Source organism: Streptomyces sp. NPDC058664, from assembly GCF_042716635.1.
Taxonomy (GTDB): domain Bacteria; phylum Actinomycetota; class Actinomycetes; order Streptomycetales; family Streptomycetaceae; genus Streptomyces.
In genome coordinates this window covers 19,044-30,106 of the sequence record NZ_JBHXRW010000077.1, presented here as the reverse complement: position 1 = coordinate 30,106, position 11,063 = coordinate 19,044, and the positions used below count along the sequence as shown (strand labels likewise).

The 11,063-nt window shown below is 70.1% G+C and carries 13 protein-coding genes and 2 pseudogenes; 9 read left to right on the top strand and 6 right to left on the bottom strand.

All coding sequences use genetic code 11. The features are described from left to right. The first annotated feature begins 377 nt into the window (after positions 1-377). The gene (locus tag ACFWUY_RS36695; protein WP_384120336.1) at positions 378-1,634 is read left to right on the top strand and encodes an ABC transporter substrate-binding protein; all 1,257 of its coding nucleotides are present in this window, start codon (positions 378-380) and stop codon (positions 1,632-1,634) included. A 293-nt stretch (positions 1,635-1,927) separates the two neighbouring features. Here the strand turns inward: ACFWUY_RS36695 and ACFWUY_RS36690 are convergent, their stop codons facing one another. From ACFWUY_RS36690 to ACFWUY_RS36675, 4 genes are all read right to left on the bottom strand, one after another. Continuing rightward, complete coding sequence (locus ACFWUY_RS36690; protein ID WP_384120333.1) at positions 1,928-3,136, bottom strand: trypsin-like serine peptidase; 1,209 nt, start codon at positions 3,134-3,136, stop codon at positions 1,928-1,930. A gap of 84 nt (positions 3,137-3,220) precedes the next feature. Then, positions 3,221-3,724, bottom strand: a complete 504-nt coding sequence (locus tag ACFWUY_RS36685; protein WP_384120331.1) for a hypothetical protein — start codon at positions 3,722-3,724, stop codon at positions 3,221-3,223. Positions 3,725-4,073: 349 nt separating this feature from the next. Beyond that, positions 4,074-4,475: a hypothetical protein gene (locus ACFWUY_RS36680; protein ID WP_384120326.1), complete on the bottom strand. Its 402-nt coding sequence runs from the start codon at positions 4,473-4,475 to the stop codon at positions 4,074-4,076. A 554-nt stretch (positions 4,476-5,029) separates the two neighbouring features. After that, positions 5,030-5,566, bottom strand: coding sequence for a hypothetical protein (locus ACFWUY_RS36675; RefSeq protein ID WP_384120322.1), 537 nt, complete (start codon positions 5,564-5,566; stop codon positions 5,030-5,032). 198 nt (positions 5,567-5,764) lie between these two features. Here ACFWUY_RS36675 and ACFWUY_RS36670 point away from each other — a divergent pair, with 198 nt between their 5' ends. The 6 genes from ACFWUY_RS36670 to ACFWUY_RS36645 all read left to right on the top strand — a co-directional run bounded on the left by ACFWUY_RS36670 (position 5,765) and on the right by ACFWUY_RS36645 (position 8,742). Continuing rightward, complete coding sequence (locus ACFWUY_RS36670; RefSeq protein WP_384120316.1) at positions 5,765-6,331, top strand: hemerythrin domain-containing protein; 567 nt, start codon at positions 5,765-5,767, stop codon at positions 6,329-6,331. Between the two features lie 138 nt (positions 6,332-6,469). Further along, positions 6,470-6,721 carry a hypothetical protein gene (locus tag ACFWUY_RS36665; protein ID WP_384120311.1) on the top strand — a complete coding sequence of 84 codons (252 nt, stop codon included), beginning with the start codon at positions 6,470-6,472 and terminating at the stop codon, positions 6,719-6,721. Between the two features lie 15 nt (positions 6,722-6,736). Further along, positions 6,737-6,988 (top strand): hypothetical protein, encoded by a 252-nt coding sequence (locus ACFWUY_RS36660; protein ID WP_384120308.1) that lies wholly within the window; start codon positions 6,737-6,739, stop codon positions 6,986-6,988. Between the two features lie 52 nt (positions 6,989-7,040). Further along, positions 7,041-7,517, top strand: coding sequence for a DUF5709 domain-containing protein (locus tag ACFWUY_RS36655; RefSeq protein ID WP_384120305.1), 477 nt, complete (start codon positions 7,041-7,043; stop codon positions 7,515-7,517). Between the two features lie 86 nt (positions 7,518-7,603). Beyond that, on the top strand, positions 7,604-7,867 hold the full coding sequence (locus ACFWUY_RS36650) for a hypothetical protein (protein ID WP_384120298.1): 264 nt from the start codon (positions 7,604-7,606) through the stop codon (positions 7,865-7,867). A gap of 221 nt (positions 7,868-8,088) precedes the next feature. After that, the gene (locus ACFWUY_RS36645; RefSeq protein ID WP_384120293.1) at positions 8,089-8,742 is read left to right on the top strand and encodes a sensor domain-containing protein; all 654 of its coding nucleotides are present in this window, start codon (positions 8,089-8,091) and stop codon (positions 8,740-8,742) included. 144 nt (positions 8,743-8,886) lie between these two features. Here the strand turns inward: ACFWUY_RS36645 and ACFWUY_RS36640 are convergent, their stop codons facing one another. After that, on the bottom strand, positions 8,887-9,489 hold the full coding sequence (locus tag ACFWUY_RS36640) for a GNAT family N-acetyltransferase (protein ID WP_384120290.1): 603 nt from the start codon (positions 9,487-9,489) through the stop codon (positions 8,887-8,889). A gap of 73 nt (positions 9,490-9,562) precedes the next feature. Then, positions 9,563-9,760, bottom strand: a pseudogene (locus ACFWUY_RS36635) (IS5/IS1182 family transposase); the annotation flags it as partial. Between ACFWUY_RS36635 and ACFWUY_RS36630 the strand changes: the two are divergent. Beyond that, positions 9,741-9,908 (top strand): annotated as a pseudogene (locus tag ACFWUY_RS36630) (transposase family protein); the annotation flags it as partial. The pseudogenes ACFWUY_RS36635 and ACFWUY_RS36630 overlap by 20 nt on opposite strands. A gap of 243 nt (positions 9,909-10,151) precedes the next feature. Beyond that, positions 10,152-10,394 (top strand): DUF5302 domain-containing protein, encoded by a 243-nt coding sequence (locus ACFWUY_RS36625; protein WP_384120287.1) that lies wholly within the window; start codon positions 10,152-10,154, stop codon positions 10,392-10,394. Positions 10,395-11,063: the final 669 nt, after the last annotated feature.

Here is an 11,063-nt window from a genome sequence, read left to right as displayed (position 1 = left end):
GGCCCCCCGGGGCCCGCGCGCGCGGGCGGGGGGGGGGGGGGGGGGCCGGCCCCCCCCCCCCCCGGGGGGGGGGGGGCGCCCCCCGGGGCCGGGGCCCCCCGGCCCTCCCTGCCGTGGTGCCGCGAAGCCGGCGACGTCCTTTTCCCGTCCATTCGTCAACGCTCCTCTCCGGAGTTGTTCTGGACATCATGGAAGGGTTTGCACGCGCCGGAATCGGTATCGGCATATCGGAAAACACCACTCGGAATCGTCCCGATTGGAGTTACGACCACAAACGTTCGCCGGGGGGCGCAATGCACCCCGGGCTGGGAGAGGATTCCGGTCGCACCACCCAAAAAGACCAAGAGGAAAGATCTGTGCGACCAAGACTCTTCGGCATGACCGCCTCCGTGGCCGCGTTCGGACTGCTGGGGACCCTCGTCACCGCCTGCGGCTCGTCCGGGAGCGGCGGGACGACGCTGCGCCTGGTGGTCCCCGAGTACGGCGACGGCCCTGCGACCAGCTCCAAGGCGTACTGGGACAAGCTGGCCGCGGCCTTCACCGCCGCCCACCCGGGCAAAAGCGTCGAAGTGACGATCCACCCGTGGGCCGATATCGACCGCGAGGTCACCCGCATGGTCCAGGAGGACAACGCCCCGGACGTGGCCCTGATGGGCGCGTACTCCGACTTCGCCGCGCAGGACCGCCTCTATGCCGCCGATGAGGTGATGTCGATCAGGACGCAGGCGAACTTCCTGCCGCCACTCGCGGATGCGGGATCGATCGACGACACCCTCTACGGCTTCCCGTTCGTGGCCAGCAGCCGGCTGCTCTTCTACAACAAGGAACTGTTCGAGGAGGCGGGTGCGAAGCCGCCGAAGACCTGGTCGGACCTGAAGGACGCGGCCGTGGCGCTGAAGGAGGAGGGCGTGCTGTACCCGTACGCCCTGCCGCTCGGCCCCGAGGAGGCACACGCCGAAGCCCTGATCTGGGAACTGAGCAACGGCGGCGGATACGCCGACGACCTCGGCGGCTACAGCCTCGCGTCCGAGCAGAACACGCAGACGTTCCGCTGGATCAAGGAGAACCTGGTCTCACCGGCGCTGACCGGCCCGGTCCCGCCGGCCGAGCTCAACCGGAAGGACGCCTTCGCGGCCTTCCTGCGCGGCGACGTCGGGATGGTCAACGGCTACCCCTCGCTCCTTCACCAGGCGCGGGAGAAGGGCATGAAGGTCGACACGCTGCGCATGCCGGTGTCGGACACGCTGGACGACGAGGAAACCCCGCCGGCTGTGGGCGTCGCCGACTGGATGATGGCCTTCAAGCACGACGGCAATCGCGAACTGGTCGGCTCCTTCCTCAACTTCGTCTACGAGGACAAGAACCTCAACGAGTTCGCCGGGCGCTACCACCTGTTGCCGTCGACGGTGTCCGCCACCGAGGCGTCCCAGGACGCGGCGGCGGACCCCAGCGCCGAGCAGTTCCTGAACGCTCTGCGCGGCGCCCGGCTCTACCCGGTCAACGAACCGTCCTGGCTGCAGGTCAGCGACGCCGTCAAGCGAAACATAGGCAAGGCCGTCGCGCCGTCCGCCGACCCGAAGGTCGTCCTGGAGGACATCGCCGAGCAGGCCCGGGAAGCTGCGCAGCAGAGGTAGCGCGACCGGACTCCCCGACGCGACGCCGCTCCCTCCCCTCGGCATCGAGGGGTCGGGGGCGGCACCCTGGGGGTACGGACCACGCTTCACCGTTGGAGGGTGGCCGGTCCCGGCCACCGGTTCGACGGCCCGGCCGAGCCGTAAGGACATGGACGGGTCGTCCGGCGAGCGTGCAGGAAGCACAGGGCGGACTTCACCGTGATCACTAAGTCGGTGTCCGTCCGGGTCGGAGCCGAGCCGACGGCGCTCGTGGCCCGAGTCGGTCCGAACCCGTCGGTCGGCGCCGGTCGCGATCAGGCTCCGGGAGTGACGGACTGGGCCGTCTCGAAGGCGGCCTTCTCCTGGTCACCGAAGTTCGTCCCGGCCATGTAGGGGCTGGGGGCCCGGGACTCGGCTTCGGCGATCGCGTCGAGGCCGCCGGTGCTGGACTGGGCGAAGTGCGAGGTGACGCCGACCAGGACGCCCTCACCGGTGACCGGGTCGAAGTCCTTGAACCAGAGGCCGCCGCTGGCGCCGGGGCTGAGCTGCGTCTTCATCAGGTCGCTGTTGGTGTCCCACCACCACTCGCGGTTGATCCAGGACGGCCCCTGGCTGAACATCAGGGAGCGTCCGTCGTAGATGCGCTGCCGCGCGGCGGGGACGTTGTTGACGTTCGGGGAGCCGTTGATCACCGCCGCGCCGGTGCCGGCGAAGTTGGGGCCGCTGTAGCTCTTGAAGTTCACGCTGGGGTAGCCGAAGTTGGTGCGCGGTGTCGTGCGGGCCGGGTTGAAGCCGATGGACTGGCCGCCGCCCACGACCTCTTCGACCGGGCGGTCGTCGGCCGGGTCGTCGACGACCATGGCGGCCATGTCGTTGTTGTTGAAGTGGTTGGCCTGGGCCGCCCAGCCCTCGGTCCACCAGGCCCGGGTCACCGCCCACACGCCGTACGGGGCGACGTCGGGGCCGATCGCCGGACCGCTGTCCAGGTCGGTGCCAGGGGCGACGCGCGGCAGGTTCTCGCCCCGGAAGCCGGGGATGAACAGCACGTTCGTGGCGATCTGGTTCAGCGGACCGTTCAGGCCCCAGTTGACGCGCAGGCAGTGGGCCGCGGTGACCACGACGCTCTTGTTCCGGCTCTTGACCACCGTGGCGGTGCAGGCCGCGAGGCCATCGGTCGTACCCGCGCCGTCGGCGTCGCGCATCCGCATCACCAGCTTGCCCGTCGTACGGGTGACCTTCCCGCCGTCGGCCCAGGGCCGGGCGGTGTCGTCCCATCCGGCCGCCGGAGCGACGGCCTCGGACCCGTCACCGTTGAGCGATGCGGCCGACAACCGGTTGAGGTTCCAGTACCCGACCTGCTGCTTGAGCCCGGCCTCGTAGCCGGCACCGAGCGGGACGAGACGAAGTTCGGCGGGTCCGGCGGCATGCGCGGCCGGTGCGCTGCCCAGGGCGGTCGCGGTGAACACGGCGATCGTGACGGCCGGCACGGATATCAGCCGGTGGGTCAACTGACGTCTCCTCATGGCGTACTCCCTCAGTAGGCTTTGACGTCGTACCGATGGTGACGTTGGAGACGGTCTACCGGCTCGGTGACGATCCTGTCCGTCTCACACGCCGAGTTCGTCACACAGAGACGCGTACACCTGAAGGTGGTCCGGGTTGCTGCGGAACCCGCCCAGGCCGATCACGTCGAACTCGTCCATCGTGGCGGTCGCCCTCACGCCCAGTGCCGCCAACGCCTGGTTGATCGACGCCCGGTCAGGTGTCAATCGTTCCTCGCCGTCGAAGGCCGCCGCCCATTGGCCTCCCGTACCGGCGAAGTAATCGGTCTGGACGATGGCGAACCGAGGCCCGCGCCTGCCGGTCACCTCGCGGACGAGGTCGTGCAGCACCGCCTCACCAGGGAACGTCACGCTCTCCGACACGATCCCCTCGGGCACGTCGAGCTGCGCGTGGTTTCCTCGCGTCGCAGCCCAATAGGCCGAGAAATAGTGGTCGATCGGAAACACGCTGATGTCCTCGTGCGTGAGCACGGCGCGCAGTCCCACTGATTCGGCCCGCTCGGTGTCAACCGGTCCGACCACGACGAGAGCGCAGATGGTGTGGGACATGCGGGCATCGTATCCGGCGGGACGCGCGAGGATCGAAAGAGGGGCGGGAGCGGCTTCGGGCGAGGAAATCCACGGCACGGCCGAGGAGTTCGAGCGTTCGGCGAACTGGCTGTGGAGCAATTGGCGGGCCGTCGTGGCCGCCGTCGCGCGTGACATGGAATTCGAGGCAGGTCTCCTCGGTCGGCCGCTCGGCGGACGGCCTGTGGTGTGTCGAACGTGGTCTCGGAATGGACTGCTCGTACTGCGGGGGCACCGGCCGGCAGCGCCTCGGCAGCTGACCGGTCCGATGCCGGGCAGTCCTGGCGGAGACCTGTACCGGCGCATCACCGGACACACGGGACGGTCACGCCTACGCTCCCGTCGCAGTCGCCTCCCGGGAGACACCGAGGTGTGGCAGCTCCAGGTGCCGGAGGCCGCCCGGGGCGGTCAACTCGCCCGCGTAGACCAGCTCGGAGGCGTCCACTTCAAGGGTACGGAGCGCGTCCACCCGCAGGGCCGCGGCCTCACGGGCCGGCTCGCCCCGTTGCGGCGCCCCGGGGAAGAGACGCTGCCAGAGTCCACCGCGCCGCCGCCGGCCGAGGCCGGTGAGCCGCTCGGGGTCGGCCAGGTCCGCGAAGTGCGTGAACGCCTCGACCCGGAGGCCCTCCGCCTCGTTCCAGGCGCTGACGAAGCGGAGCGGGTCGCGGGTGGAGGACAGGTGCAGGGTGAACCTGCCGAGGAAGGTGGGCACTCCGGCGCAGAGGGACCGCATCACGGCACTCAGCCGTGTCCGGACGTTCGCCCAGTCCTCTACGGGCTGCGACGGCTCGGGCGGGAAGAGGGACGCGGCGGCCGAACCGCGTCACAGGTCAGGCTGCCCCGGACGGGATTCGGCGCCGTGGGCGGTGCAGAGGAGCTGGAGGACGACGCAGCCCTCGTCCAGCATGACGGCCACGCTGGTGCCCGGCCGGTGCCATACCGCCCGGGGGCCCGGGCCGGGTCCGGCGGGTGCTGTCCCGGGGTGACGGGGAGGAGCCGCCACCCCAGCGTGCCGAGCGCGGCCCGCGCTTCCGGCAGGTTCGCGACCCTGTCGGGGAGGCTCGCGACCTTCACGGACGGTACTTGTGGGCCACGGCGTTGTCCTTTCCGGTGGGAGGCGACGCTGCTGCACCCCGCCGAAGGGGCCCGCGCCGGTACCGAGCTCGACGCCATCGGCCTCGCCGCGACGGCCGCGCCCCCCTCCCCGTCACGCTCGACGAGAACCACGAGAGCGACGCACTGCCCGCCGGTCAGCTGGTACCCCGACAGCACGGGCATCGGCGGCGGTCAGGACGGGGAGGGCGCACCGCTTTCCAGGAGGTCCTTGAGCTGTGCGTGATGGAGCTCGGCCACAGGAGCGAGGAGGTCCGGGTGCCGCAGCAGCGCGGCCGCTTGCCGGTCGTTCTGGCTCGGATGACTCAGGCGCCGGAAATCAACCGTTTCACCGGCCGCCCGCGTCGATCCGGCGAGAACGGCGAGCGCCGCGGTGACCAAGGCCGGCGTGCCGAGCAGGCAGGCGGCCCAACTCGCGACGACCTCGTCCACCCACGTGCGCCACGCGTGCAGCTCCGGATCCCACGCGCCCTCGTCGGCCTCCGCACCCGTGACCCAGTCGAGCCGTGCGGAGCCACCGGGCCCCGTCAGGTTCATCAGCTGGGCGTCCAGCTCCGTGGGGTACCGCAGCCACGCGGCGACGGTGACGGCTTGGCGCGCCTGGGCCTCGGCGAGGCCTCGCTGCAAGGCCCCGCGGCCGGAGGGATAGGCGTGAATGATCCACTGGGCCGTCGCCGCTATGAGCGAGGAGAGAGGGGAGTCTGCCGACACGGGTGACCAATTCGGAGTAAGCGGGGGGCGAAAAGGAGAAAGGGGATCGTATCGCCTCGCGGGCGTCCGAGGAATGGCGCAGGTCACAGCCCCTTCGGCGCAAGCGCGGCCGACACGCTGAGTGGAGCGGAACCACGTTCTGTGCGCGTCGCGCGATTCACTGAGTGGCCAGCAACCTCACAGAGAAGGGCACTCCCCATGGGGCACGGCGGTGACGTGATCAAGGAATTGATGACCGACCACCAGGAGGTCGAGGAACTTTTCGCGAACATCGAGGAAATGCCCTCCGGTGACGCCCGCAGAAAGGTGTACGCCGACCAGGTCACCATGGAAATCGTCCGGCATTCGGTGGCCGAGGAGGCATACCTTTATCCCGCCGTACGCGAGCACGTTCCGAACGGCGACAGCATGGCCGACAAGGAATTGGAAGATCACGCGGCAGCGGAACGCATCATGAAGGAACTCGAGGGATGCGATGCCGATCATCCCCGGTTCGACGAGCTCGTCATGAAGTTGATGACGGAGATCCGCAGCCACGTGAACGACGAGGAGAACAATCTGTTCCCTCGCCTGCGGCAGGCGTGTTCCACGGAAATGCTGGAGAAGCTCGGCGACAAGGTGCGCCAGGCCAAGAAGACGGCGCCCACGCGTCCGCACCCGTCCGCCCCCGACAAGCCGCCCGCCAACAAGCTTCTGGCCCCGGGGGTCGGGCTCGTCGACCGCCTGCGTGACGCGATGAGCGGACGAGGCGAAGAACCTTCCTGAGAGTGCCGGCACCTCCTCTCTCCGCCAGGCCGGTGACACCCGCGGGACGGGTGCCACCGGCCTGGCGCTCCCGGCTGTTTCGCCCGCCCTCTCGCGGGCAGCCGCCGCAAGGGAGCATCGAGACGGAAGGACAGCGAGATGACCGAGCGCACACCGGACGCCGCGCGGCAGAACGCGTACGAGCGCGCCCGAGGCAGTGAGGAACCGGGAGCCCACTCCGGCGCGGAGAGCCGGGCCCGGGAGCGCGTCGTGCCCGGCACGGCAAGCGCCCGAGAGGGTTACCACCGGGCCGGCACCGGCAGCGGGGAGCCCCTGGACGGTGTCGAGGCCGCATCCGAGGAGGAAGCCGAGAACCCCTCGGAAACCGGTTCCGGCTCCGGGAGCCGGTGAAAGGGGACGAGGACCGTGGTGGTCACGCGCGCGCAGGTCCGCGCCCTCCTCGATCAATCGGGCGGAAACAACGCGCTCGTACTGTGGGAGGGGCGTACGGAGGTCGTCCCCTGGGACCGGCTGGCATCGGACCCGTACCGCGGAGCCGTCGAGATCGCCTCCGGCCGTGACCTGGCGGCGACGCTGCCGTCCGGCCCACCGACCGAGCAGGACATCGACGCCTTGGCGTCGCGGCTGGACACCGCGATCACGCACCTCGGCGCATGATCACCGCACCCCCTCGGCCGCGGCTTTCACAGTCATGACAGAAGGAGGCCCCATGAGTGAGAACCAGATGGCGGACGATGCCTATCAGCCCACGGGAACCAATGAGGAGCAAGAGGACGCGGCTCCCCTGGACCTCGAGAACGCCGTGGACGAGCGCACCTACGACGACATGCTGGACGAGGGCTACTCCCCTCCCGAGAAGCCGTTGGGCGTCACCAAGTACGGCACGACGGCGGAGGAGCAGCGTGCCGGCGAAACCCTGGACGAAAGGCTGTCCCAGGAAGTCCCGGACGTGGCGGAGCCCGAAGGGGACGGTCTGGGAGACCTGCCCGGCGGGCAGGGGGAGCCGATCGACACCGAGGTGGGCACCGACCGCGCCGGGCGACTGAAGGCACCGGACGAAGGCGTCCGTACCGACACCGCCAAGGAACTGATCGCCCGGGACGAGGGCATCGACGGGGGTGCGGCGAGCGCCGAGGAAGCGGCCGTGCACGTCGTCGACGCCGAGGAACCGGACTCGACCGTCTGACCGGTGCCGACCGGCCGTCGGCGCCTGCCCGTCCAGACCGGCGTTTCTCCGCAGCAAACTACCGGCATGGGTCAGGAACGGCGTCCGTGGCGACCAAACTCATCCGTGGAATGGACAGTTGCCTCAAGACCCGCAGCTGCGAACGGCAGGGCGGACGCGCACACCCCTACGCTCTCCGGTTCCGCGACGAAACGGGTCGGCGGTGCGAAGAGCCGGGGTGTCCGACGCGGGACGACGCGCTCGACCGCCTCGCACAGGTCCACAGCGAGCAGCGCGGCACCCCGGTACAGCGGGCCGAGATGAAGCGCACGCTGGGCAAGCAGCGTTTCGGGGAGTACGCAGACAACTGACTGCCGCGCCGGCGCCACTTCGCGCCCGGCATTGTCACGGTCAAGCAACCGCTCGACCGCCAGATACTCCCGGCCCTCGAGAGCAGTGAGGGCGGGGCGATCGAACTCGGTGCCCCGTTACCGAACCAGACGTCCCGACTTTGAGGGGTGGGGCAAGCCCTACCCCCCGGTGGCCGGGTAGCAGGCTCGCTGCGGGACCGTGAAACCGCGAGCGTGGTCCCATGACCGAGACCGCCTCACTCCTCCCTGGGCCGCAGGCGCCCACCGCACCCGAGCCGGGTGTCCGTCGGTTCCGCCGCGAGCTGGGATACCTGCTGTCGGGACTACCGCTCGGGCTGGCGGCGTTCACGGTCACGGTGACCGGCGTCGTCCTCGGGGTGTCCACCCTCGTGATCTGGGCAGGGCTGCCGATCCTGGCCGGAACACTGCGAGCGGCCCGGGCCCTGGCCAACCGGGAACGCCGGCGCGTAACGGCCGTCACCGGCCGCCCGTCGCCGCCGCACCGCCCTCGGCCGTCCGGCACGGGATGGGCGGGAACGCTGCGCGCGGTAGGCGATCCGCGGTCCTGGCGCGACCTCGTTCATCTGGTCGTCGCCTTCCCGCTCCAGGTCATCACCTTCAGCGTGGCACTGACATGGACCCTCGGCGGCATCGGTGAGCTGCTCTACGCGACCTGGTCGTGGTCCCTGCCTCGGGGGCAGGACAACCAGGGCCTGGTCGAGCTGATATTCGACACCTCCTCGCGGGCCGCCGACATCGGCTTCAACACCGCCATCGGGGTGCTCCTGCTGGCCACCGCGGCCCCGGTGGTCCGTCGACTGGCCGCATTGCAGACCCGATGCGCCATCGCCCTGCTGACCGACCGGGCCGTGTGACCATGGGGCGGCCAGGCCCCGCTCCCTATCTGGATTCGCGTGCTGCCGGTGACAAGTGGCGCGCCAGTCCGGTGACAACCGTCGTGCTTCCCCTGAGGGGTGTAGCGCCTGGCTGGACCGGGTGTTGGACAAGCGCTCCGCCGGTCAGGCGTCCCAGGCACGAGGACGGTTCAGCTCTTCCCACTCGGGGCGGAGCAGCGAGAACACGGCGAGGTCGTGGCGGCGGCCGCGGTGGAGGCAGGCGGCACGGCTGACTCCTTCCTGGGTGAAGCCGGACTTGGCAAGGACGGCAAGCGCGGGAGTGTTGTCGGTGTGCGTTTCCGCCGTGAGCCGATACATCGGGAGTTCGCCGAAGGCCAGGTCCACCACGGCGTCCAGGGCAGCGGTGCCGTGGCCGTGCCCGCGATGTCGAGCAGCGAGCATCAGCTCGACCTGGGCTGTGCCGCTGACGACGTTCTGGCTGGTCAGTGCGACGTAGCCGACAGGGGTGCCGCCGGAAGGGTAGATGAGGAAGTCGTCGCGATCGTCGTCCTCGATGTCGCGTTCGATGCGCTCGCGCACGGCGGTGAGCGAGCGTGGCCAGATGCCTATGTGGTGGGCGGCTACGGGGTCGGATCTCCAGCTGTGTATGAGCTCGGCGTCATCTATGTCGAGTGTGGCGAGGCCGACGGACTTGGCCCGCCAGGAAAGCTCCCTTTCAGCCTCCGCGTCATGCTCGTCGACTGCGATCCTGATGTTCTCGGTCATAGGCGGATGCTATGGGTGCCTTCGGGCCGGGACCACCGCGTTTCTCCGCTCAGTGGCGCGTCGTCATGTCTGGTCAGCGACGAGTCCGGACAAGAACGGCAGCCAGGTGGAGTGCGGCCTGATACGCGATGGCAAGTTTGTCGGTTCGCATAGCCGGGCCGCGTCACCGCTTGAGCCGGGCGATGCACCGTTCAACGGTGTTGCGCTCCTTGTATGCCCCGGTGTCGAAGCCAGGCGGGCGGCCTCCGGCGCGGCCTCGCCGTTCGCGGTGGGGGAAGCCGGGGTGCTTCCAGCAGGCCCTGCTCGCGCTGGCGCACCTGCGCAAGAACGAGCCGCCGCCCGCCCTGGCATCCGGCTTCGGCATCTCGACCGCCACTGCCTGGCGCTACGTCGACGAGACCCTCGACGTCCTCGCCGGTGGAACCGTCGACACCCGAATGACGGCGAGGGCGGGCCTCAGCGCGTACGCCGGCATCCGGGCGGCCCGCTTGTCGCGACGCCGGCTGCCTGGACGGGCGAGGATCACCGTGCCGGACGATGCCGAGGAAAGGCCGGCGGGGCCCGCACTCCGGCCGAGGCCAAGCAGGAGATGCCGCCGGTACCCCGCATCGCGCCCGACATGACAACCTGTGCTTGCCCACCACCGACCCCAGGAGGTCACCATGACCGCAGAGCCCGCGTCCACGGAAGGTTCGGAGCCGGCTGAGCCCGAGACGGCCCCTCTGGCGCCGGACAGTGACGGCAACTACGACCTCAAGCGCAAGTTCCGCGAAGCCCTGGCGCGCAAGCGCGGCGCGCAGGCGGACGCGGCCGATGTCGCCGCCAACCCGGATGCGTCGAAGGTGCGTGCGGCGCACGGCCCGGCTGCGAGCCAGCGATCGTTCAGGCGCAAGAGCGGCGGCTGAGTCGCTCGTTCCCGCAGTCCGGCCGCTCTGTCGGCACTCTGCGCGCTGTCCACGCGCGCGCCCGGCGCCGTGGGCCCCGACACGCGTATGTCCGTGTGCGCTGCGCGAGCGAGGTGGAGCGGGCGGGGATCGTCTGCGGGAGGACCCGACTGCGGCCGGGTGCGGCTCCGTTGCGCCGCCGCACCGGCATTCCCGGCCAGGACGTCCTGGCCCGCCGACGTCGCACGGGGGCCAGGACGTGGCTGACGGCCCAGTGCGACGCCGGCGCGATGTTCGCGGACGTCCTGGACGAAGAGGTGCCGCTGCCACGCCGCGCCCCGCCCCGCCCGACAGCTCCACCCCCTGTCACGCCGCCGCGCGGAGCCGAACGCGAACACTGCCGCTCTGACGGCACCGCGAGGTCGCCGATCTGCTCAACTCCCCTGCGAGAGAAGATCATCCTCTATTCATGCCGGGTGCCCTCCGGTTACCATCCTGCCCCCAGGTTCGGACGTCTGTTCTATGTCCGGACCCCGTACTTGAGCGACCGTCAGGTTCGGGGGCGCTAGGCGCGCTGAGTCATGCCGGCACCGTCACAGCTTTCGGTCGGCTCACTGATCAGAACTGGTATTCCATTGCGCTCCAGACCTCCAGGGTCTTCTCAACCCCTGTCCGGACTGTCCCGCTTGA